At 71.1% G+C, this 21,491-nt stretch carries 18 protein-coding genes and 1 riboswitch; of the genes, 5 read left to right on the forward strand and 13 right to left on the reverse strand.

The genetic code is table 11. The features are described 5' to 3' along the window. Positions 1–117: 117 nt before the first annotated feature. From EV699_RS17955 to EV699_RS17965, 3 genes are all read right to left on the reverse strand, one after another. The gene (locus tag EV699_RS17955; protein ID WP_165904200.1) at positions 118–840 is read right to left on the reverse strand and encodes a YiaD family glycine zipper/OmpA-like lipoprotein; all 723 of its coding nucleotides are present in this window, start codon (positions 838–840) and stop codon (positions 118–120) included. 111 nt (positions 841–951) lie between these two features. After that, a complete protein-coding gene (locus EV699_RS17960) occupies positions 952–1,320 on the reverse strand; it encodes a PilZ domain-containing protein (RefSeq protein ID WP_132545392.1) in 369 nt (122 codons plus the stop codon). Positions 1,321–1,458: 138 nt separating this feature from the next. Further along, positions 1,459–3,279: a PHA/PHB synthase family protein gene (locus EV699_RS17965; protein ID WP_132545394.1), complete on the reverse strand. Its 1,821-nt coding sequence runs from the start codon at positions 3,277–3,279 to the stop codon at positions 1,459–1,461. A 235-nt stretch (positions 3,280–3,514) separates the two neighbouring features. On the opposite strand from EV699_RS17965, the gene EV699_RS17970 reads away from it, so the two are divergent. After that, complete coding sequence (locus EV699_RS17970) at positions 3,515–4,114, forward strand: hypothetical protein (protein ID WP_132545396.1); 600 nt, start codon at positions 3,515–3,517, stop codon at positions 4,112–4,114. Between the two features lie 7 nt (positions 4,115–4,121). Here the strand turns inward: EV699_RS17970 and EV699_RS17975 are convergent, their stop codons facing one another. Beyond that, on the reverse strand, positions 4,122–5,969 hold the full coding sequence (locus EV699_RS17975) for an EAL domain-containing protein (RefSeq protein WP_132545398.1): 1,848 nt from the start codon (positions 5,967–5,969) through the stop codon (positions 4,122–4,124). Positions 5,970–6,231: 262 nt separating this feature from the next. On the opposite strand from EV699_RS17975, the gene EV699_RS17980 reads away from it, so the two are divergent. From EV699_RS17980 to thiC, 3 genes are all read left to right on the forward strand, one after another. Further along, positions 6,232–7,926: a nitrite/sulfite reductase gene (locus tag EV699_RS17980; RefSeq protein WP_132545400.1), complete on the forward strand. Its 1,695-nt coding sequence runs from the start codon at positions 6,232–6,234 to the stop codon at positions 7,924–7,926. Beyond that, positions 7,919–8,404: a DUF934 domain-containing protein gene (locus tag EV699_RS17985; RefSeq protein WP_132545402.1), complete on the forward strand. Its 486-nt coding sequence runs from the start codon at positions 7,919–7,921 to the stop codon at positions 8,402–8,404. The genes EV699_RS17980 and EV699_RS17985 overlap by 8 nt, the downstream gene beginning before the upstream one ends. Before the next feature lie 140 nt (positions 8,405–8,544). Beyond that, positions 8,545–8,642, forward strand: a riboswitch (TPP riboswitch). 48 nt (positions 8,643–8,690) lie between these two features. Next, complete coding sequence (gene thiC, locus EV699_RS17990) at positions 8,691–10,580, forward strand: phosphomethylpyrimidine synthase ThiC (RefSeq protein WP_132545404.1); 1,890 nt, start codon at positions 8,691–8,693, stop codon at positions 10,578–10,580. Positions 10,581–10,689: 109 nt separating this feature from the next. On the opposite strand, the gene EV699_RS17995 is transcribed toward thiC, so the two are convergent. From EV699_RS17995 to EV699_RS18000, 3 genes are all read right to left on the reverse strand, one after another. Further along, positions 10,690–11,124 carry a hypothetical protein gene (locus EV699_RS17995; RefSeq protein WP_132545406.1) on the reverse strand — a complete coding sequence of 145 codons (435 nt, stop codon included), beginning with the start codon at positions 11,122–11,124 and terminating at the stop codon, positions 10,690–10,692. 115 nt (positions 11,125–11,239) lie between these two features. Beyond that, positions 11,240–11,383 (reverse strand): hypothetical protein, encoded by a 144-nt coding sequence (locus EV699_RS20030; protein ID WP_165904201.1) that lies wholly within the window; start codon positions 11,381–11,383, stop codon positions 11,240–11,242. A gap of 134 nt (positions 11,384–11,517) precedes the next feature. After that, positions 11,518–11,817 carry a hypothetical protein gene (locus tag EV699_RS18000; RefSeq protein WP_132545408.1) on the reverse strand — a complete coding sequence of 100 codons (300 nt, stop codon included), beginning with the start codon at positions 11,815–11,817 and terminating at the stop codon, positions 11,518–11,520. A gap of 316 nt (positions 11,818–12,133) precedes the next feature. Between EV699_RS18000 and EV699_RS18005 the strand changes: the two genes are divergently transcribed. After that, on the forward strand, positions 12,134–13,150 hold the full coding sequence (locus EV699_RS18005) for a metallophosphoesterase (protein WP_132545410.1): 1,017 nt from the start codon (positions 12,134–12,136) through the stop codon (positions 13,148–13,150). An 87-nt stretch (positions 13,151–13,237) separates the two neighbouring features. Here the strand turns inward: EV699_RS18005 and fusA are convergent, their stop codons facing one another. The 6 genes from fusA to EV699_RS18035 form a co-directional block, all read right to left on the reverse strand. Continuing rightward, positions 13,238–15,286, reverse strand: coding sequence for an elongation factor G (gene fusA / locus EV699_RS18010; RefSeq protein WP_132545412.1), 2,049 nt, complete (start codon positions 15,284–15,286; stop codon positions 13,238–13,240). 102 nt (positions 15,287–15,388) lie between these two features. Beyond that, positions 15,389–16,393: a hypothetical protein gene (locus EV699_RS18015; RefSeq protein WP_132545414.1), complete on the reverse strand. Its 1,005-nt coding sequence runs from the start codon at positions 16,391–16,393 to the stop codon at positions 15,389–15,391. Between the two features lie 80 nt (positions 16,394–16,473). Beyond that, positions 16,474–17,574 (reverse strand): BMP family ABC transporter substrate-binding protein, encoded by a 1,101-nt coding sequence (locus tag EV699_RS18020; RefSeq protein ID WP_132545416.1) that lies wholly within the window; start codon positions 17,572–17,574, stop codon positions 16,474–16,476. Between the two features lie 258 nt (positions 17,575–17,832). Further along, the gene (locus EV699_RS18025; protein WP_132545418.1) at positions 17,833–18,306 is read right to left on the reverse strand and encodes a MarR family winged helix-turn-helix transcriptional regulator; all 474 of its coding nucleotides are present in this window, start codon (positions 18,304–18,306) and stop codon (positions 17,833–17,835) included. A 150-nt stretch (positions 18,307–18,456) separates the two neighbouring features. After that, positions 18,457–18,903, reverse strand: coding sequence for a DUF4124 domain-containing protein (locus EV699_RS18030; RefSeq protein WP_132545420.1), 447 nt, complete (start codon positions 18,901–18,903; stop codon positions 18,457–18,459). A gap of 88 nt (positions 18,904–18,991) precedes the next feature. Then, the gene (locus EV699_RS18035) at positions 18,992–21,400 is read right to left on the reverse strand and encodes an ATP-binding protein (protein ID WP_165904202.1); all 2,409 of its coding nucleotides are present in this window, start codon (positions 21,398–21,400) and stop codon (positions 18,992–18,994) included. Positions 21,401–21,491: the final 91 nt, after the last annotated feature.

Raw genomic sequence — 21,491 nt, forward strand, 5'->3', positions numbered from 1 at the left:
GGTATCGGGTTTGGGGCACCGGCCGCCACACGCAGGCGCATGGACGAGGGAAGGCCCTCCCCGCGTCCATGCGCACAGTGAACACTCCACTATCGTCATCTCGAAGATACAAGGGGATCAGCCCTGCGAGATCGGCTGCAGCACGATCTCGACGCGGCGGTTCTGCGCGCGGCCGGCGGTGGTGTCGTTGCCCGCGACCGGCATGTCGTCGGCGAAGCCGCGGGTGCTGATGCGCTGCGGCGGCACGCCGCGCGAGGTCAGGTAGTTGGCGACCGCGAAGGCGCGGTCCTGCGACAGCTGCACGTTGGTGGCGCGCGAGCCGGTGCTGTCGGTGTGGCCGCAGACGCCGACCGTGGTCTTCTCGAAGCGCACCAGCGTCGGCGCGACGCGGTCGAGCGAGCGCTGCGCGCCGGTCGACAGGTTCGACTTGCCGGTCTGGAAGGTGATGCCTTCCGGCAGCGTCAGGATGATCACGTCGCCCGAGCGCGCCATCTGGATGCCCGAACCCGCCAGCTGGCCGCGCAGCGCCTGCTCCTGCTGGTCCATGTAGGCGCCGATCGCACCGCCGACCAGCGCGCCGCCGGCCGCGCCGATCAGCGCGCGCTTGCCGTGGGACTGCCCGGTCGCAGCACCGATCGCCGCCCCGGCGAGGCCGCCGATCAGCGCGCCGGTGGCGGTGTTGTTGGTCTGCACCGTCTGCTGGAAGCCACAGCCGCGCGCCCCGCCCGCCACCGTGCTGCCGACCGACCCCGGTGCGCCCGGCCCGGCGCAACCGGCGAGCGCCATGCTGACGACCACCGCCGCGACGATGGCACCCTTGCTTGCCTTACTGGACATCATCCCGAAAGACCTCCCGAAGCTGTCGTTCCATTGCCGGCGCCGCGCCCCTCGCCGCGGCGCTGCCGCCACGCTGGGGCCGGGCACCGGCCGCTGCGATCCGCACCGCCGGAGCTAGTCCGTCGCCGGCCGGATCAGTTCGAACACCTCGCGCTTGATGCGCTCGGCGTCGCCGAGGTTGAGTTCGAGCAGACGGCGCAGGTGCACCATCGTTTCGAGTTCCACGCGCTCGAAGGCGAGCCCGAAGTGATCACCCTCGCGATGGGCGACACGCGCTCCCATTTCCAGCACCAGCGCGTTGTCGCCGAGGGCGAGCACCAGGGTGACCGCCTCGCCCCGCCCCGGCGCGGCGGCGTCGGCACAGGCGACCAGGGCGCCGGCGAGCGAGAGGTCGAGCAGCTCGGCGGGCAGCTGCCCGCCGGCGAAGACGAGCATCGCATCGGCGACGAAGGGCACACGGCTGAAGGTGCGGCGTTCGTTCATGGGACGATCTCCGTGGGGCCGGCGGCCCGCCGATCGGGGGGCGCGCCCGTCACCGGTGCGAGGTCTGCAGCCGCGGCCGGCCCGTGCGCCGCCGGCGGGAGCGGTGCCGCGCTGCGCGGCACCGCTCCCGGGCGTGGGCTAGATGCGGATCTTCACGAACGACCCCGGGGCGTCCTCGAGCGGCGGGCACTTGTCGCTGCCGGGCTGGCGCGCCGGCACCATCTCGCCGGCGAGCTCGCGGACCCACTCGCGCCAGTAGGGCCACCAGGAGCCCTCGTTCTGCTGCGCGCCGGCGAGCCATTCGTCGGCACTCGCGGGGTAGCTGTCGTTGGTCTGGAAGCCGTACTTCTTCGAGGTGGCCGGGTTGATCACGCCGGCGATGTGCCCGGAGCCGCCGAGCACGAACTTGACCGGCCCGCCGACCAGCTGGGTGCCGCGGTAGGTGGACTTCCACGGGGCGATGTGGTCTTCCTTGGCCGACAGGAAGAACACCGGGGTCTTGACCTTGCGCAGGTCGATCGGCACCCCGGCGAGGGTGATGCCGCCGGGCTCGCGCAGCTTGTTGTGCTGGTACATGTTGCGCAGGTAGAAGCTGTGCATCTTCGCCGGCATGCGCGTCGAGTCGCTGTTCCAGTACAGCAGGTCGAACGCCATCGGATCCTTGCCGAGCAGGTAGTTGTTGATCACGAAGGACCAGATCAGGTCGTTCGCGCGCAGCATGTTGAACACGTTCGACATCGACGTGCCTTCGAGATAGCCCTTCTCGGCCATGTGCTTCTCGATCAGCTGGATCTGCTCCTCGTCGATGAACACCTCGAGCTCGCCGGGCTCGCCGAAGTCGAGCATCGTGGTGAAGCAGGTCGCGCTCTTGATGCGGTTGTCGCGCTTGGCCGCGAGGTAGGCCAGCGTGGACATCAGCAGCGTGCCGCCGAGGCAGTAGGCGATGGCGTTGACTTCCTTCTCGCCGGTGACGTCGCGGATCGCGTCCAGCGCCGCCAGGGTGCCGTCGGTCAGGTAGTCCTCGAAGTCCTTCTCGGCCAGCGCCGCGTCGGGGTTGACCCACGAGATCAGGAACACCGTGAAGCCCTGGTCCACCGCCCACTTGACGAAGCTGTTCTTGGGGCCGAGGTCGAGGATGTAGAACTTGTTGATCCACGGCGGCACGATCAGCAGCGGGCGCTTGTGCACCTCCTCGGTGGTCGGCGTGTACTGCAGCAGCTGCATCAGCGGCGTCTGGAACACGACCTTGCCGGGGGTCGTGGCGACGTTCTTGCCGAGCTCGAAGGCTTCGAGGTCGGTCATCTTCACGCGCAGCTGGCCCTTGCCGCGCTTGAGGTCGTCGAGCATGTTGCCGAGGCCGCGCACCAGGTTCTCGCCGCCGGACTCGAGGGTTTCCTTGAGCACGCGGGGATTGGTCAGCGCGAAGTTGGTCGGCGCCATCGCGTCGACGAACTGGCGGGTGTAGAACTCGATGCGCCCCGCGGTCTTCTCGTCAACGCCGTCGACGCTGGTGGCGGTCTGGTGGATCGTGCGGGCGGCGAGCAGGTAGCTCTGCTTGATGAAGTCGAACACGGCGTTCTCGACCCAGGCCTCGTCCTTGAAGCGCTTGTCGTCGGCGGCCGGCTTCACCACCGGATCCACCTGCTCGCCCATCATGCGGCGCGCGCTCGCCTGCCAGACGTTCATGTACTCCTGCCAGAAACTCATCTGCGCCTGCACCAGCTTGCCGGGGTCGGCCATCAGGCGCTGCGTCATCTCGGCGAAGGTCTTGGCGACGATGCCCGGGTCGGGGACCTGGAAGTTCCCGCCGCTGGCCTGGCTCTCGACGAAGTCCTGCACCAGGGACTGGCTGCGCTCGGCGATCTTGGACAGGTTCTCGGCGAGACGCTGGCTGTCGGGCAGGCTGACGTTGGGCAGGTTGACGTTGGGCAGACCGAAGGGCGGCTTGTTGTCGGCCATGGGGGGACTCCCTGGGTGGTGCTGCGCGGTTTCGGCAGCGTCGTCGTTGTGCGTCGGCGCGCCACGGCGCCGTCGGCTGGCAGAGTCTCCGTCGCGTCCCCGGGCAGGGGGCCGCGAAGGGCGCCTACGATACGGCCTCGCCCGCGCCAGCGGAATACGCGGCTGCGCTTTTACCGCTTCGGCGAATGTGGAACCATGGATCGACCAGTGGCGAGGCGGATGGCAGGGGCTGACGATGAAGCGGTGGCAGGGGAGGTGGATCGCGCTGCTCCCGGCGCTGATCACGGCGCATGCGGCGGCGGCCGACGAGGTCGAAACGCGCCTGCAGCGCGGCCTCGATGCCTACCGCGCCGGCCAGTACACGCGCACCCTGCAGGAACTCGGCACCGCGCTGCAGGCGGTGCAGGCGCGGGTCGCCGACGAGTACCGCGGGCTGCTGCCGCCGCCGCCGAGCGGCTGGGACGCCGACGACACCGAGGTGCGCGCGCTGGTGCCGGCGGCGGCGAGCGGTGCGCTGCAGCTGAGCCGGCGCTACTTCCGCGAGGAGGAGGAGATCGCGCTCGAGGTGAGCGTGGACTCGCCGCTGCTCGCCGGTCTCGGGTTGATGCTGTCCGACCCGAAGCTGCTCGCCGGCGAGCCCGCCGCGCGGCCGTACCGGCTCGGCGACCACAAGGGCCTGATGAAGAGCCTCGGCGACGAGACCGAACTCTCGGTGATCGTCGGCCCGCGCCTGCTGCTGCGGGCCAGCGCCACCAACGTCAAGGACGAGACCGTCACCGAGCGCCTGCTCGACAGCGTCGACCTCGCGCAGCTGAGCCGCACCCTGGTGCCCTGAGGCGGCATCACGCCCAGGCGCGCGGCACTTCCAGCACGTGCCCCTGGGCCAGCGTGAAGCCGCGCGCCCGCACGCGGGCGAGCAGCTCCGCCGTTTCCACCTGTTCGGCCACCGTGGCCACGCCGAGCGCGTCCGCCAGCTGCAGGATCGCCCCCACCATCGCCGCGTCGAGCGGATCGCCGACCAGGCCGCGGACCAGCGGCCCGTCGATCTTCAGGAAGTCGAGCCTGAGCGCGGCGAGCTGGACCGGTGACGGCAGCCCTCCGCCGACGTCGTCGAGCGCGACCGCGCAGCCCAGCGCGTGCAGCGCATCGGCCAGCGCGCAGGCGCGGTCCCAGTGGTTGAGCGCATCCGCCGCGGGGAGCTCGAAGCACAGCCGGGTGCCGTCGACCCCGGCGGCGGCGAGCTCGGCGCCGACGAAGGCGGCGAAGCCGGGGTCGCACAGGGTCGCCGCGCCGAGGTTGAGCGCGTAGCGCCCGGCGGGTGCCGGCCCCGGGCCGCGGAGCCGGGCGAGCGTGCGCCGCAGCACGGCGCGGTCGAGTTCGGCGCCGAGGCCGCCGCGCCCCGCCGCCGGCAGGAAGGCGCCGGGCGGCAGCAGGGCGCCGTGTTCCTCGATGCGCAGCAGCACCTCGTGCAGCGGCGTCGCGGCGGGGGCGGCGAGCGGGACGATGGCCTGCACCAGCAGCTGCAGGCGCCCCTCGGCGAGCGCGTGCTGCACGCGCTCGAGCCAGCCGGCGTAGCCGTCGTCGCGCGACTCGTCGCCGGGCACGAACACGTGCACGCGCCCGCGCCCGGCGTCCTTCGCCGCATAGCAGGCGGCGTCGGCGCGGGCGAGCGCGTGCGTGACCTCGCTGCAGGAGCCGTCGAGCGCGACCACGCCGACGCTGACCCCCAGTTCGAACACCTGCGTGCCCCAGTGGAAGCGGAACGCCGTGACCGCGGCGACGAGCTTCTCGGCGATGCGCAGCGCCTGCGGCAGCGGGCAGCCTTCGAGCAGCACGCCGAACTCGTCGCCGCCGAGCCGCGCCAGCGTATCGCTGGTGCGCAGCTGGCGGCCGAACAGCAGCGCGAGCTGGCGCAGCAGGGCATCGCCGGCGACATGGCCGGCGCCGTCGTTGACCGGCTTGAAGCGGTCGAGGTCGAGGTAGAACAGGGCGTGCGGGCGCTGCCCGCCGCGGCGGTCGCCGAGCAGGCGGCCGAGCCGCGCCTCGAACTCGGTACGGTTGATCAGGCCGGTGAGCGGGTCGTGGCTGGCGCGGTGGCTGAGCGCCGCGGTCAGCGCGCGCTGCGCCGAGACGTCGCGGAACACCCAGACGGCGCCGGGGGTGCCGGTCTCGTCGACGAAGGGGATGAGCATGTAGGCGACGGGGAGGTGTTCGCCTTCGCGCGTGAGCAGCAGCGCCTCGTCGTCCTGCACGCAGCCGCCGCCGGCGAGCAGGGCGGCGAGGTCGGGCACCGTGGCCTCCGCCGGCAGCAGCCGCGCGAACAGCGGCGTGCCCGCGAGTTCGGCGGCGCTCCAGCCGAGCAGGCGTTCGGCGGCGGGGTTGGCGAGGCGCACGTGGCCGTCGGCGCCGAGCACGAACAGGCCGTCGGCGATCGCGTTCAGCACCGTCAGCAGCAGCCGGCGTTCGGCCGCCAGGCGGGGTTCGCTGGCCTGGCGCAGGCCGTCGCCGAGACGCGCGAGTTCGGCGTAGAGCACCCCGAGCGAGGCTTCGAGGCTGCGGCGTTCCTCGTCGTGCGCGGCGCAGCGCGCCTCGAACGCCGCCAGCAGGCGATCGAGCGTGGCACCGGAGAGCGTCGACGGACGCGCCGGCAGGCCCAGCCGGGCCAGTTCCTCGCGCAGGTGGGGGTGCATGCGGGATCTCGAACGGGGACTCGATCGCGCCGGCCCGGCGGGCGTGCCGCCGGGCCGGCGCGATCGAGCATAGCAGCGCCGCCCCGACGGGCAAGCGCGACGCGGCGCGCGCGTCGCTGCCGCGCAGGTGCGGTCATTGGAATTTGGGTATGGATAAAAGATACTTCAATGGAATAACGCGCGGTGTTAGCGTGCCGGGTTCTCAGACCAGGCACACCCGCCGTGCCCTCATCAGGGGCGGTACGAGAGGTGGACGGAGCACATGTACCAGTACGATCACTACGACCAGACCCTCGTCGATCAGCGCGTCGCCCAGTTTCGCGGGCAGGTCCGCCGCTACCTCGCCGGCGAACTCAGCGACGACGAGTTCCGTCCGCTGCGGCTGATGAACGGGCTGTACCTGCAGACCCACGCCTACATGCTGCGCATCGCGGTCCCCTACGGCGTGCTCGCCTCGCGCCAGCTGCGCATGCTGGCGCACATCGCCCGCACCTATGACCGCGGCTACGGCCATTTCACGACGCGCCAGAACATCCAGTTCAACTGGCCGGAGCTGGAGCGGGTGCCCGACATCCTCGCCGACCTGGCGAGCGTGCAGATGCACGCGATCCAGACCAGCGGCAACTGCATCCGCAACGTCACCAGCGACCCGCTGGCCGGCGTGGCCGACGACGAACTCGAGGACCCGCGGCCGTGGTGCGAGATCATCCGCCAGTGGTCGACGCTGCACCCGGAGTTCTCGTTCCTGCCGCGCAAGTTCAAGATCGCCGTCAGCGCCTCGAAGCAGGATCGCGCCGCGGTGCAGGTGCACGACATCGGCCTGTACCTGGTGCGCGGCGCCGATGGTGAGGTGGGCTTCCGCGTGCTGGTCGGCGGCGGGCTCGGGCGCACCCCGATGATCGGTCAGACGATCCGCGAGTTCCTGCCGAAGCAGCACCTGCTGTCGTACCTCGAAGCCATCCTGCGCGTGTACAACCAGGAGGGGCGGCGCGACAACCTCTACAAGTCGCGCATCAAGATCCTCGTCAAGGCGCTGGGCGCGGCCGAGTTCGGACGCCGCGTCGAGGTCGAGTGGGCGCAGATCCGCGATTCGGCGCTGCAGCTCGAGCCCGCCGAGATCGAGCGCATCCGCGCCTTCTTCGCTGCGCCCGCCTACGCCGCGGATGCCGCCGCCGACGCCAGCTTCGATGCCCACCTCGCCGCCGATGCGGCGTTCGCGACCTGGGTGCGGCGCAACGTGGCCGGCCACCGCGTCGCCGGTTACCGCAACGTGTTCGTGTCGCTGAAGCCGTTCGGCCGGCCGCCGGGCGACATCAGTGCCGGGCAGATGGAGGCGCTCGCCGACCTCGCCGACCGCTACGCCGGGGGCAAGGTGCACAGCACCTTCACGCAGAACCTGCTGCTCACCGACGTGCGCCAGGCCGACGTCTACCCGCTGTGGCAGGCGCTCGCGGCGCTCGACCTCGCCACGCCGACGATCGGCACGCTCGCCGACATCATCGCCTGCCCGGGGCTCGACTACTGCAGCCTGGCGAACGCCGAGTCGATCTCGGTCGCCAAGAGCCTGCACGCGCGCTTCGACGAGCTCGACTACCTCTACGACCTCGGCGACCTGCGCCTCAACATCTCCGGCTGCATGAATTCGTGCGCGCACCAGCACGTCGGCGCCATCGGCATCCTCGGCGTCGACAAGAGCGGGGAGCAGTGGTACCAGATCACTCTCGGCGGCAGCTCGGGCAACGTGGCGTCGCTCGGCGACGTGATCGGGCCGTCGGTGCGCCACGAGGACGTGGCCGACACCATCGCCCGCGTGCTCGAGGTCTACCTGGAGCAGCGCGAGCCGGACGAGCCCTTCCTCGACACCTACCGTCGCATCGGCATGGCGCCGTTCAAGGCGCGCGTCTACGGTGTGCCGGCCAAGGGCCGTGCCGGCAAGGAGGCCGCTGCCCATGTCTGAGATCATCAAGCACCGCCAGATCGTCGCCGACGAATGGCGCAGCGTGGCCGACGATGAAACGGTGGGGACGGGGCCGGTGATCGTGTCGCTCGCGCGCTTCCTCGCCGAACGCGAGGCGCTGCTCGCCCGCGGCGAAGCACTCGGCGTGCGCGTGCCGCCCGACGTCAGGCTCGACGCCCTCGCCGGTGACCTGCCCCGGCTCGCACTGATCGCGGTCGAGTTCCCGGTGTTCAAGGACGGCCGCGGCTTCTCGGTGGCGCGCCTGCTGCGCGAGCGTTACGGTTTCCATGGCGAGATCCGTGCGGTCGGCGACGTGCTGCGCGACCAGCTCTTCTTCATGGAGCGCAGCGGCTTCGATGCCTTCGCGGTGCGCCCCGGCAAGAGCCTGCAGGATGCGCTCGCCGCCTTCGACGAGTTCTCGGTCACCTACCAGGCCGCCGCCGACGATCCGCGACCGCTGTTCCGCCGCCGCGGCTGAGGCCGCGGGCGTCGTCGCCCCCTGACGCCCTGCCCGGCATGCGCCGGGCAGGGCGTTTTCGTTGCGCCGTGGCGGCATTGCGGTGATCGTCGGCGTAACGGAACTGGCGGGGTGGGGAGCCCTGTGGTAGCTTCGCCGGCGGATCGAAGCGGGGGTGCGCCCGGAACCGGGCGCTGAGATAAACCCTTTGAACCTGAACCGGTTAGTACCGGCGTAGGGAAGCTTCGGCGCGTCGATCTGCGCCCCTGTTTCGTCCGCATACGATAAGCCGCCGAGGACGAACGACATGAGCGCCATCCCCCTGGATTTCATCCGCGCGACCGCGCAGCTGGGCGAGGACATCACCCGCCCGTATCCGAATTCGACCAAGGTGTTCGTGCAGGGCTCGCGCGCCGATCTGCGGGTGCCGATGCGCGAGATCGCCCAGCACGCCACGCCGGCCGGTTTCGGGGCCGAGGCGAATCCGCCGATCCCGGTCTACGACTGCTCGGGGCCGTACACCGACCCCGCCGCGCGCATCGACCTGCTGGCGGGCCTGCCGCCCCTGCGCGCGGCGTGGATCGCCGAGCGCGGCGACAGCGTCCAGCTCGACGGCCCGAGCTCCGACTACGGCCGCGCGCGCGCCGCCGATCCGCGTCTCGCCAGCCTGCGCTTCGAGCACATCCGTGCGCCGCGGCGGGCCAGGCCGGGCGCCAACGTCAGCCAGATGCACTACGCCCGGCGCGGCATCGTCACCCCCGAGATGGAGTTCATCGCCATCCGCGAGAGCCTGCGCCTGCAGCAGCTGCGCGAGGACCCGCGCTACGCCCGGGTGCTGCGCCAGCACCGCGGCCACTCGTTCGGCGCGGCGATCCCCGAGCAGATCACGCCCGAGTTCGTGCGCGACGAGGTCGCCCGCGGGCGCGCGATCATCCCCGCCAACATCAATCACCCGGAGCTGGAGCCGATGATCATCGGCCGCAACTTCCTGGTGAAGATCAACGGCAACCTCGGCAACTCGGCGGTCACCTCGAGCATCGCCGAGGAGGTCGAGAAGATGGTCTGGGGCATCCGCTGGGGCGCCGACACGATCATGGACCTGTCGACCGGCAAGAACATCCACGAGACGCGCGAGTGGATCATCCGCAACGCGCCGGTGCCGATCGGCACCGTGCCGATCTACCAGGCGCTCGAAAAGGTCAACGGCAAGGCCGAGGACCTGACCTGGGAGATCTTCCGCGACACGCTGATCGAGCAGGCCGAGCAGGGGGTGGACTACTTCACGATCCACGCCGGCGTGCTGCTGCGCTACGTGCCGCTGACCGCCGACCGCGTCACCGGCATCGTCTCGCGCGGCGGCTCGATCATGGCCAAGTGGTGCCTCGCGCATCACCGGGAGAACTTCCTGTACACGCGCTTCGACGAGATCTGCGAGATCATGAAGGCCTACGACGTGAGCTTCTCGCTCGGCGACGGCCTGCGTCCCGGCAGTCTCGCGGATGCCAACGACGCGGCGCAGTTCGGCGAGCTGGAAACGCTCGGCGAGCTGACGCAGAAGGCCTGGGCGCATGACGTGCAGGTGATGATCGAAGGCCCGGGCCACGTGCCGATGCAGCTCATCAAGGAGAATATGGACAAGGAGCTCGCCGACTGCTTCGAGGCGCCGTTCTACACGCTGGGCCCGCTGACCACCGACATCGCGCCCGGCTACGACCACATCACCAGCGCCATCGGCGCGGCGCAGATCGGCTGGTACGGCACCGCGATGCTGTGCTACGTGACGCCCAAGGAGCACCTCGGCCTGCCCAACAAGCAGGACGTGCGCGAAGGCATCATCGCCTACAAGATCGCCGCGCACGCGGCCGATCTCGCCAAGGGCCATCCGGGCGCGCAACTGCGCGACAACGCGCTCAGCAAGGCGCGCTTCGAGTTCCGCTGGGAGGACCAGTTCAACCTCGGACTCGATCCGGAGCGCGCCCGCGAATTCCACGACGAGACCCTGCCCAAGGAATCGGCCAAGGTCGCCCACTTCTGCTCGATGTGCGGGCCGCACTTCTGCTCGATGAAGATCACCCAGGACGTGCGCGATTACGCCGCCCAGCAGGGCGTGGAAGCCGAGGCCGCGCTGGCCCGCGGCATGGAGGAGAAGGCCGAGGAGTTCGTGCGTAGCGGCGCGGAGATCTACCGCAAGGCATGACAAGGCCGCGCCCGCCTGCCGCAGCCTTCGACGGGAAGGCGCGGCAGGCGGGCGCGGGGGTGGCCGACCGCCCGGGAGGGGCGGTCGGCGCCGTCGACAGAGGCGGGACTCAGTCGTCCCAGCCGCGCCGGTGCTTGTGGCGCCAGCCCGGCGGGTAACGCTCGACGTAGCGTTCGACGTACACCGTCCGCGGCGCGTAATAGACGGGCGGCGGCGGCGGCGTCACCACGCGGTAGTAGGGCCGCGGCGCGTAGTACACCGGCGGCGGCCCGTAGTAGCGGCGTTCGCTGTAGTAATAGGGGCGCCCGTACTCGACGCGGCGCACACGCGGTCCGTCGTCGGTGGCGATCGCCACACCGGCCATCGCGCCCACCGCGCCGCCGAGGATGGCGCCGTCGCGACCACCGACCTCGTTGCCGAGCGCCGCACCGACGGCGCCACCGAAGCCGCCGCCGATCATGGCGTCGGCCGTGTCGCCCGCACGGGCGGCGGCGGGCAGCATGAGCAGCGCGGCGAGCAGCCAGCCGATTCGTTTCGTGATCATCAGTGCACCTCCATCTGACCTGACCGTGCGCCGAGCGCCTTTCGCCCGCGGCTGCAACAGTCCCTGTCCAGGGTGATTCAGGTTCCGTGCCAGTTGCCGGGCCAACCTGTCCCCATCACTCATCGAGATCAAGCATGGCCTTGTAATCAGGTAGTTGCGCCTTTTCGCCGGGCACTGCGGTGGGCGTCACCGGAACAGCAAAACTGTCGCCGCTGGGCGACGGTCCTGTTGGGTCGGCGCGATTTTCCAAGGTAATCATGGGGTTGTTGTGTTGCCAACAGGCGACAGTGGAGGCCGGACAAAACCCTGCCCGCAGAGGAGGGTGGTACCTCCCCCGGCGGGCAGGGTGGGGCTGGCGTCGCCCCGTTCCCGTGGGGGAAGGGGGCGCCGGGTTCAGTCGTAGCGGTAGTAGCGCTTCCTGTAGTGCTTGGGCCGGCCGTGGTCGTGTTCGTAGACGTAACGGACCTCGCGGCGGGGCTCACGCCGGGGAGTGGTGATCGCCGCGCCGACGCCGCCGCCGACGGCACCGCCGAGGATGGCGCCGTTGCGCCCTCCGACCTCGTTGCCGATGGCGGCACCGACGGCGCCGCCGAGGCCGCCGCCGATGGCGGCATCCAGCGTGCTGCCCGCGTGGGCCGGAAGCGCGATGGCACCGGCGAGGGCCAGTGTGGCGAGTGTTCGTTTCAGCATCATGCAATCTCCGTATTGATCGGCCCGGCTCTTGCTTTGTTGGTGTCGGGTAGCGCCGACAGCAGTGGCTGGGATCTCGGGGGTTGCGGCTTCCGATGCCCCGGGGAACAGCCCCGAACGCACCGGTTACCGGTTCTAAGGGGACTCAAGCACAAGATATGCCATGGTTGATTGCGCGCTGCATCCCACCCCCGGCGGGTCCGCACGGGCTTACAATGACCAAAAAGGAAGGGAGCATCATCGAAACGCCCCCGATTGCGGGCTTGACGGCCGCGCAGCCCGCGGGTTCGCGGCCCGTGCCGTTACGAGGTGAACCACCATGCCCGATGACGTGAGTCTGCTCGATGCCGAGCCCACGGGGTTCGCGGGTGGCGCAGCCGAGGGTGCCGACGTGCCCGCCGATGCCACGCTGGAGCGCTTGCGCAGCCGTCTCGATCCCATCCACCTGCGCCAGCGGCTCGGCATGGAGTCCGCCCACGGCAAGGCCGTGTTCGGCTACGGCCGAACCTTCTTCCACCTGGAGAACTGGTACTCGATCCACGCGCTGATCCGGTTTGGCCTGCGCGCGCTCGGCCTCTACGCGCGTGGCGAGCGCAACGCCGCGGCGATCCGCGTCACCGCCAATACGGTGCGGCTGGCGGCGCTGCCGGCGGTCTTCGACGGTCTGCGCCTGCTGCATTTGACCGATCTGCACCTGGATGCGCCGATCGCCTACAGCCACGCGCTGGTGCAGGCCGTGCTGGCCGCGCCGCGCGCCGAGTACACGCTGATCACCGGCGATTTCCGTTACCGCACGCACGGCGACTGGCAACTGGCGCTCGCGCGCCTGGCGGCGCTGCGCCCGCACCTGCCGGGGCCGGTCTACGCGGTCCTCGGCAACCACGACAGCATCCGCATGGTGCCGGCGATCGAGGATCTCGACATCCGCCTGCTGCTGAACGAGAGCGTGCGGCTGGAGCGGGACGGCGCGCGCATCCACCTGGCCGGCATCGACGATCCGCATTACTTCTGCGCCGACAACTTCCACCGCGCGGCGCGCGACGTGCCGGTGGAGGAGGTCGCCATCCTGCTGTCGCATTCGCCCGAGACCTACTGGCAGGCTGCGCACTGCGGCTTCGACCTGCTGCTCGCCGGCCACACCCACGGCGGGCAGGTGTGCCTGCCCGGCGGGCTGGCCCTGATGACCAATGCCGACTGCCCGCGCGCCTACTGCCGCGGTGCGTGGCGTTACCGCGACCTGCAGGGCTACACCTCGACCGGTGCCGGCGCGTCGGTGGTGCCGGTGCGTTACAACTGCCCGCCCGAGGTCGTGGTGCACACGCTGCGGCGCGGCTGAGCCCGCGCCTCGCAAGCCGCGGCGGGCGGCGCGGCGTCGTGCGGGCTGCCGTCGTGCCGTCCGTACCGGGCCGCCGGCGCGGGCGCTTCAGGCGTCCTCGCCGGCCGTCGGCTTGTACTGCGCGCACAGCGCCTTCTGCAGGTTCGGCGGCACCACCTCGTAGTGGGCGAACTCCAGCGTGTAGGAACCGCTGCCGGAGGTCATCGCCTTGAGCATCGACGGGTAGTCGTCGAGTTCGCCGAGCGGCGCCTGGGCGCTGACGGCGACGCGTCCGCGCGCCAGCATGCGCGTGCCGAGGATCCGCCCGCGCCGGCCGGAGAGATCGCCGGTGATGGTACCGACCGCCTCCTGCGGGATCTGCACGTCGAGGTTGACGATGGGTTCGAGCACCTTGGGGCCGGCGGCGCGTACCGCGGCGAGGAAGGCTTCGCGTCCGGCGGTGGCGAAGGCGACCTCCTTGGAGTCGACCGGGTGGTGCTTGCCGTCGTACACGGTCACGCGCAGGTCCTGCAGCGGGTAGCCGGCGATCGCGCCGGTGGCCAGCGCCTCGCGCACGCCTTTTTCCACCGCCGGGATGAACTGCCCGGGGATCACGCCACCGACCACGGCGTCGACGAACGCGAAGCCCTCGCCGCGCGCCAGCGGCTCGATGCGCAGGTAGACCTCGCCGAACTGGCCGGCGCCGCCGGTCTGCTTCTTGTGCCGGTGGTGGCCTTCGGCGCTGCTGGAGATGGTCTCGCGGTAGGCGATGCGCGGCGGGCGGGTGTCGACCTCCAGCCGGTAGCGTTCCTTCATCTTCTCGAGCGTCACCCGCAGGTGCAGCTCGGAGAGCCCGCGCAGCACGGTTTCACGCGTGGCCGGGTTGTGCTCGAGCGCGAGGCAGGGGTCCTCCTCCAGCAGCTTGTGCAGTGTGTCGGCCAGGCGCTGCTCGTCGTTGCGGGTGCGCGCGGCGATCGCGAGGCCCGCCAGCGGCACCGGGAAGTGCGAGGGCGCGAGGTGCAGGTAGTCCTCGTCGTGCGAGTCGTGCAGCACCGCGTCGCGGTGGATGTCGTCGACCTTGGCCACCGCGCAGATATCGCCCGGGACCGCGCCGGTGATCTCGGGGTGCTCCCGGCCGAACAGCGCGAACAGGTGCCCGACCTTGAACGGTTTGCGCGCGTCGCCGATGAACAGCTGGCTCGCCGGCGTCAGCGTGCCCTGGTGCACCCGCATCAGCGCGAGCTTGCCGACGAAGGGGTCGATCAGCACCTTGAAGACGTGCGCGACCACGTGTTGCGCCGGGTCGGGGGCGACCGCGTACGGCTGCGCCGCGTCACCCTCGCCGATCAGGAACGCGGGCGGGTTGCCCTCGCTGGGGCTGGGGGCGAGCCGGGCGAAGACGTCGAGCAACTCGCGCACGCCGGCGCCGCTGCGTGCCGAGACGAAGCACACCGGGATCAGGTGGCCCTCGCGCAGCGCCTGCTCGAACGGCGCATGCAGCTGCTCCGGGGCGAGCTCCTCGCCCTGTTCGAGGTAGAGCGCCATCAGCGCCTCGTCGACCTCGACCACCTGGTCGATCAGCGCGGTGTGGGCGTCGGCGACGCTGGAGAAGTCGCTGTCGCCCGCGGGGTTGAAGAAGCAGTCCACCACCGCGGTGGCAGCGCGCGCCGGCAGGTTGATCGGCAGGCATTCGCGGCCGAAGGTGTCCTGCAGCGCAGCGAGCAGGCCGGGCAGGTCCACGCCTTCGGCGTCGATGCGGTTGACCACCAGCAGCCGGCACAGCCCGCGCTCGGCGGCGCGTTCCATCATGCGCACCGTCACCGACTCGATGCCCGCCTGCGCGTTGACCACCACCGCGGCGGTTTCCACGGCCGGCAGCACCGCCACCGCCTGGCCGAGAACGTCGGGGAAGCCGGGGGTGTCGATCAGGTTCACATGGCAGCCGTCCCAGTCGAAGTTGACCAGGGCGGCATCGAGCGAGTGGCCGTGGGCCTTTTCGAGCGTGTCGAAGTCGGTGACGGTGCTGCCCTTTTCCACCGTGCCGGCGGAGGGGATGCGCCCGGCGGCGAGCAGCAGCGCCTCGGTCAGGGTGGTCTTGCCGCTGGCGGCGTGGCCGACCAGGGCGATGTTGCGGATGTCGTGGGTGGAATGCGCCATGCTCGCGGCCTGCCTCGTGCGGTCTGGAAGGTGTGCACGAGTATAGGGACCGCCTCCGCCGGGCGTGGCCGCCGCCGCGGCGCCCGGCGCCTTCGGCGCGGCTCAGTACTTGTCGAAGGGCGTGCGCCGCCACGCGTTCGAGCGTTCCAGCCGGTCGGTCAGCAGCGGACTGTTGATGTACTTGACGTCGAAGCGCACGTCGTCGGGGATGATCGCTTCGAGCGACCTGGCGCTGTAGGGTGAGATGCCGAGCAGTTCGATCTGCACGTACAGCCACTGCCGGTCGAGGTCGGTGAGCGCCTTCTTGCCGTACTCGTAGAGCGTATCCAGGTCGAGTTCGTCGCTGGACTTGTTCATCGTCGTGGCGGCGTCCTTCTGCAGCGGGCGGTTGGAGTGCTGGCGCAGCGCCTGGCCCTGGTACACCGGCTTGCCGGTCTTCGATTTGTCCGCCGGGATCAGCACCTTGAGGCCCTTGCGCAGATCCGCCTTCGAGCCGAGCAGGGCGTCGATCTCCTTCAGCGCGCCCGCGACCCGTTCGAGCGCACCGAGGTCGCGCAGGTACAGGTACATGGCGGCGGTCTGGTAGCAGGCCGCGGCGAACGCGGCGCAGGTGATGCCGCGCAGCTTGCTGAGGGGTGCCCTGGTGTGTGCCCGCTGCACCCACTTCAGCAGGCGCGCCAGGGCGGTGAAGTCGAACGGGATCTCGCCGAGGTCGGCGGTCGCGCGCATGCCCTGGAAGCGGTTGGCCAGCGGGGCGGCGTCCTTGCCGAGGTCCTTGGTGCCGGGGTAGCTGCCGTAGGGGGTGGCGCTGGCCTCGACCCCCCAGATGGCCGCGATCCGCGCCGCCTCCTGGCGCAGCACCTCGTTGACCGGCGCTACGTGCAGGAAGCCCGAGACCTTGCCGTACTCCGCATACCCCGCCTCCGGGGTGAACTCGACGCCATCGTTGCCGGCGTGGATGAAGCCGGCGCTCGCCTTGCCGCGCGGGTTGTCCTTGGCGGTGAAGTAAAGCGTCAGGTGCAGCGTCGCGCCCTTCTTCGGCGGGTAGTAGCAGATCACCAGATCACCGGTGCTGAACTGCTTGATGCTGTCGGTCAACTTGGCCATGCGCCCCTCCCGTCAGACGCGCTGCCGTGGCCGCGCGGGATTGCCGGCCACCGTCGCAGCAGTCTAGCGCCGCCGCGGCGCTATTTCGGCAGCCGGCCGACGACGCCCTCGACGAAGTAGTTCATCTTCAGCAGTTCCTCGTCGGTCAGCGTGCTGCCGGCGCCGATCACCTGCCGGCCGGCCTGGTCGAACAGCGGCCCCTGGAAGGGCTGCAGGGTGCCGTCGATGATCGCCTGCTGCTGCTCGCCGACCTGGGCGGCCACGTCGGCCGGCACCGCCGCGCTGAGCGGGGCGAGCGCGACCATGCCGTCCTTGATCCCGCCCCAGACGTTCTCCGAGACCCAGCGGCCCTCGAGCACCGCGGCGGTGGTGCGGGTGTAGAAGCTCTCCCAGTGGTGGGTGACCGCGGTCAGGTGGGCGTGCGGGGCGAAGCGCGACATGTCGGAGTGGTAGCCGATCGCGTACCTGCCCCTGGCTTCGGCGGCCTGCACCACGGCCGTGGAATCGGTGTGGTGGGTGACGAGGTCGGCCCCCTGCGCCAGCAGCGCGTCGGCGGCATCGCGCTCCTTGGCGGGATCGAACCAGGCGTTGATCCACACCACCCTGACCTGTGCGTCGCGATTGACGCTGCGCAGGCCGCGGGTGAAGGCGTTGATGCCCATCACCACCTCGGGGATCGGGAAGGCCGCGACGTAGCCGATGTTGCCGGACTTGCTCATGCGGCCGGCGACGATGCCGGCGAGGTAGCGCCCCTCGTAGTAGCGCCCGGCGTAGACGCCGACGTTCTTGTCCTGCTTGTAGCCGGTGGCATGTTCGAACACGACCCTGGGGAACTGTCGCGCGATCCGGATCGTCGGGTTCATGTAGCCGAAGGTGGTGGTGAACACGAGTCCGGCGCCGTCGGCCGCGAAGTCGCGGATCACGCGCTCGGAGTCGTTGCCTTCGGGCACGTTCTCGGCGTAACGCACCTGCACCTTGTCGCCGAAGGCCGCCTCGATCGCCCGGCGCCCGAGGTCGTGCTGATAGGTCCAGCCGGCTTCGCCGATCGGGCTCACGTAGACGAAGCCGATCTTCAGCGGCAGCGACGGCTTGACGTTGTCGGCACGTGCGAGCACCGGCGCCAGCGCGGCGAGCGTGCCGGCGGAGACGCCGGCGATGAGCAGACGGCGGCGGGTGAGCATCGGGTGAGATCCTCCATGGAGCGTGACGGAAAGCGTCCGCTGCGATGATAGGGCCTGGCGGGGGCGGCCGGTGCATCGGCGTTCGCCTTCACCCGATGCGCCTGCAGGTCCGCGGGGCCTCGCGGTGGCAGCGCGTGGTCGCAGCCGGCCGGTGCCGCGGCCCGCACGCGCGCAGGGGCATCGCTGCGGCCGGGCGGCCGCCGCGCGGTCCGGCGTCGGTAACGGCCACGGGCACGCCGTGGCCGCAGGGGAGGGCGCCTACTCGGCGTTGGCGAGCATGCGCCGCAGCAGGCTTTTCAGGAGATCGTGCTCCTCGCGCGAGAAGCCGCGCAGGTGCTGGTTGAGCGCGCGGCAGGCGACCCCCGGCAACTGGGGCGCCAGCGCACGGCCGGCCGCGGTCAGCCGCAGCTTGACCACGCGGCGGTCGTCGCCGCTGCGCTCGCGGGCGATCAGCCCCTTGTCGGCGAGGCGATCGAGCATGCGCGTCATCGAGCCGGTGTCGGTGTTCGAACAGCGGCAGAGTTCACCCGCGGTTTCGGCGTAGCCGTTCGCGAGGTGCATCAGCACCATCCATTGGGCGGCGGTGATGTCGAATGCGGTCGCCTCGGCATCGATGGCGGCGAGCAGGCGGGCGCGCACCTGGGCGATCAGGAAGCCGACGCTTTCCTCGATGCGGAAGTCGTCGCTGTGATAGAGCGGTTGGGAAGCGGAGTGCGCGGTAGCCGCAGGCATGGCCGGGGTCCCTGTTGCTGCAACGTGGGCGACAAATATACTGCCTGGGCAGATGATGTCAATGCAGATGTCTATTTGACAACGACATGCCCGCTCCTCGCGCCGGCAGGGAACGGGCGCCGGCCACGCCATCCGCCGTCGCGTTCCGGTTCAGTCGCAGTGCTCGCGCACCCGCTCGCGCGCCGTCGCCGCCCGCGCTTCGAGACGGGCGATCTCGCGCAGCGTGTAGCCCTGGCTGCGACGTTCGGCGACGGCACGGGTGTGCTCCTCCAGTTGCGCGCGGGCGGCGTCGCAGCGGCGCTGGCGCTGCTCGCGTGCCTTCGCCGCGGCGGCGGCGCGGGCGCGCCGCTCGCGCTCGTCGCGCGCCTCGCGGGCATCGGCGTCGCGCAGCAGCTGGCGCGTCTGGGCTTCGAGGGTGGCCCCGGCATCCGGGGCGGGCGCCGGGGCGGCGGGCACCTCCACCACCCGGGCCGGGCGGTCGGCGGGGGGCGTCGAACCGTAATGGACGCGCCCGGCGGCATCGGTCCACTGGTAGACCTCGGCGACCGCGGTGGTCTGCAGCACGAGCAGCAGGGGGAAGACGCGCAGGGGTGACATGGCGATCGTCCTTGATGATGGGGGGCGGGGAGCGGCACCGGGTGGCGCCACTGTGCCTCAGCGTAGACCGCCGGCGCGCGTTTGTCGGCTAGGCCCGCTGGCCCAGGCCACGCACCTTCGCGGTGCGCTGGCCGGCGCGGCAGCGGGCGAGCGCCGCGGCCAGTTCGCTCGCCTTGAACGGCTTGCTGACGTAGTCGTCCATGCCGCTCGCCAGGTAGCGCTCGCGGTCGCCGGTGACCGCGTGCGCGGTGAGCGCGATGACCGGCGTGTGGGCACGTCCCTCGCGCCGCTCGACGTCGCGGATCGCGCGCGTGGCGGCGAGGCCGTCGAGCACCGGCATCTGGCCGTCCATGAACACCGCGTCGAAGCGGTCGCTGATGTAGGCCGCCACCGCCTCGTGGCCGTCGGCGACCGAGCGCACCTGGCAGCCGAGCCCTTCGAGCATCGACCGCGCGACCTCCTCGTTGATCGGATTGTCCTCGGCGAGCAGCACCCGCAGGCCGGTGGCGGGGGCCGCGGCCGCCGTCTGCGCCTGCTGCACGTCGGCCGGGGCGGCCTCGTGCTCGAGGCAGCGCACCAGCGCGCGGTGCAGCCGGCGCGCACGCACCGGGCGTTCGAGCACGCGGCAGCCGGCGAGCGCGGACGCCGGCAGCGGCCCGGTGTGGGCGGCGAGCAGCAGGATCTTCGGCAGGCCGGCACTCGCCGGGTGGTGGATGAAGTCGAGCGCGCCGAGGTCGGGCAGCACGTCGTTGACGATCAGCGCCTGCCACGGCAGCCCCTGCGCGCGGCTCTCGGCGATCGCCGCGAGCGCCGGGGCAGCGCCGGGTTCGGCGCGGTCGATCACGCCCCAGGGCGCGAGCATGTTGTGCAGCGCCTCGCGCTGGCTGGCGGGCATGCCGACCAGCAGCACGCGGACCCCGGCGAGCGGGGTGTCGCGCACCGGCACCAGGGCGTCGGCGCGCTGCACCTGCACCGTGAACCAGAAGGTGCTGCCGCGCCCGGGCTGGCTGGTGAGGCCCATCTGTCCGCCCATGCGTTCGGCGAGCTGGCGGGCGATGGTCAGGCCGAGGCCGGTGCCGTCGTGGCGGCGCGTGATCGAGTCGTCGGTCTGCGTGAAGGCGTCGAAGATGCGTGCCTGGTCGGCCTCGGCGATGCCGATGCCGGTGTCGCTGACCTCGAAGCCGAGGGTGACGCTGTCGCCGGCACCGGCGAGCGCGTCGACCCGCACCACGATCTCGCCCTGCGGCGTGAACTTCACCGCGTTGCCGATCAGGTTGCCGAGCACCTGGGCGAGGCGCCCGGGGTCGCCGCAGACGGCGGTCGGCACGTGCGGGGCGACGCTCAGCACCAGCTCCAGGCCGCGCTGGCGCACCGCCTCGGCGAACAGCTCCACGGTGTGCTCGATGCGCTCGCGCAGGTCGAAGTCCTCCTCCTCCAGCGTGAGCTTGCCGGCCTCGATGCGCGAGAGGTCGAGGATGTCGTTGATGATCGCGAGCAGGCTGCGCCCGGAGCGGCTGATCATGTCGAGCAGGTGCGCCTGGCGCTGGTCGAGCGTGGTCTGCCCGAGCAGCTCGGCCATGCCGAGGATGCCGTTCATCGGCGTGCGGATCTCGTGGCTGACGTTGGCGAGGAAGCGCGACTTGGCGTGGCTCGCGGCCTCGGCGCGCTCCTTCTCGGCACGCAGGTCGTCGACGCGGGCGAACAGCTCGGTGTTGACCCGCGACAGTTCGCGCGTGCGGCTGTCGACCTCCTCGGCGAGGCGGGCGTTGTAGCGCGCGAGCTCGGCGTCGCGGCTCTGGATCTGGTCGAGCATGTCGTTGAAGTCCTCGACCAGGGTGCCGAGTTCGTCGTCGGTGCTGGCCGGCACGCGCACGCTGTAGTCGCCCTGGCCGGCCACGCGCCGGGCCGCGGCGCGCAACTGCAGGATCGGCTCGGAGATCACCCGCTGCAGGCGCGAGGCGATGAACACGGCGATGCTCAGCGTCGTCAGCATCATCACCAGCAGGATCACCGAGTAGCGTCCCAGGCTCGCGCGCAGCTCGGCGTCGTCGGCACCGATCTGCAGCGTACCGACGGTGTTCCACTCCACCCGCACCTGCTCGACGACGTACAGGTGGCCGTCGGTTTCCAGCACCCGCCTCGTGGCGCCGGGCAGCAGCTCGAACGCCGGCGGCGGCGGCTCGCCCGGGCGGCGGTACTCGGCGAACACGCGGCCGTCCTCGGTGCGCAGCTGCGCGGAAATGATGTTGCCCTTGTGCTCGAGCGCACGCAGCGCCTCGAACGCCGCCAGCGGATCGTCGAGCGCCAGGGCCTGGCCGCTGCCCGAGGCGATCACCGCGGCGAGCGTGGAGAGCTGGTCGCGCGTCGAGCGCTTCAGCGTGAAGGCCTCGTTGATCACCATCGCCAGCATCGCGAGCGCGAGCACGCTGCCGCTGGTGAGCAGCATCATCGCCATCAGCTTGTGGCGGATCGGCAGGCGGCGGAACGCGGCGAGCATCAGGGCCTCGCGGGGCGGGCGGAACGGTCCGCGGCCCATTCTACCCGTGCCCGGGCGCGCGCTTGTGCGCAGCCGGCACGGCGGCATACTG

It is taken from the genome of Plasticicumulans lactativorans (assembly GCF_004341245.1).
Taxonomy (GTDB): Bacteria; Pseudomonadota; Gammaproteobacteria; order Competibacterales; family Competibacteraceae; genus Plasticicumulans_A; species Plasticicumulans_A lactativorans.

Coding starts and splice junctions, on each gene's coding strand:
- EV699_RS17955 (WP_165904200.1), bottom strand. CDS start 840: ATGATGTCCAGTAAGGCAAGCAAGGGTGCCATCGTCGCGGCGGTGGTC.
- EV699_RS17960 (WP_132545392.1), bottom strand. CDS start 1,320: ATGAACGAACGCCGCACCTTCAGCCGTGTGCCCTTCGTCGCCGATGCG.
- EV699_RS17965 (WP_132545394.1), bottom strand. CDS start 3,279: ATGGCCGACAACAAGCCGCCCTTCGGTCTGCCCAACGTCAACCTGCCC.
- EV699_RS17970 (WP_132545396.1), top strand. CDS start 3,515: ATGAAGCGGTGGCAGGGGAGGTGGATCGCGCTGCTCCCGGCGCTGATC.
- EV699_RS17975 (WP_132545398.1), bottom strand. CDS start 5,969: ATGCACCCCCACCTGCGCGAGGAACTGGCCCGGCTGGGCCTGCCGGCG.
- EV699_RS17980 (WP_132545400.1), top strand. CDS start 6,232: ATGTACCAGTACGATCACTACGACCAGACCCTCGTCGATCAGCGCGTC.
- EV699_RS17985 (WP_132545402.1), top strand. CDS start 7,919: ATGTCTGAGATCATCAAGCACCGCCAGATCGTCGCCGACGAATGGCGC.
- thiC (WP_132545404.1), top strand. CDS start 8,691: ATGAGCGCCATCCCCCTGGATTTCATCCGCGCGACCGCGCAGCTGGGC.
- EV699_RS17995 (WP_132545406.1), bottom strand. CDS start 11,124: ATGATCACGAAACGAATCGGCTGGCTGCTCGCCGCGCTGCTCATGCTG.
- EV699_RS20030 (WP_165904201.1), bottom strand. CDS start 11,383: ATGATTACCTTGGAAAATCGCGCCGACCCAACAGGACCGTCGCCCAGC.
- EV699_RS18000 (WP_132545408.1), bottom strand. CDS start 11,817: ATGATGCTGAAACGAACACTCGCCACACTGGCCCTCGCCGGTGCCATC.
- EV699_RS18005 (WP_132545410.1), top strand. CDS start 12,134: ATGCCCGATGACGTGAGTCTGCTCGATGCCGAGCCCACGGGGTTCGCG.
- fusA (WP_132545412.1), bottom strand. CDS start 15,286: ATGGCGCATTCCACCCACGACATCCGCAACATCGCCCTGGTCGGCCAC.
- EV699_RS18015 (WP_132545414.1), bottom strand. CDS start 16,393: ATGGCCAAGTTGACCGACAGCATCAAGCAGTTCAGCACCGGTGATCTG.
- EV699_RS18020 (WP_132545416.1), bottom strand. CDS start 17,574: ATGCTCACCCGCCGCCGTCTGCTCATCGCCGGCGTCTCCGCCGGCACG.
- EV699_RS18025 (WP_132545418.1), bottom strand. CDS start 18,306: ATGCCTGCGGCTACCGCGCACTCCGCTTCCCAACCGCTCTATCACAGC.
- EV699_RS18030 (WP_132545420.1), bottom strand. CDS start 18,903: ATGTCACCCCTGCGCGTCTTCCCCCTGCTGCTCGTGCTGCAGACCACC.
- EV699_RS18035 (WP_165904202.1), bottom strand. CDS start 21,400: ATGCTCGCCGCGTTCCGCCGCCTGCCGATCCGCCACAAGCTGATGGCG.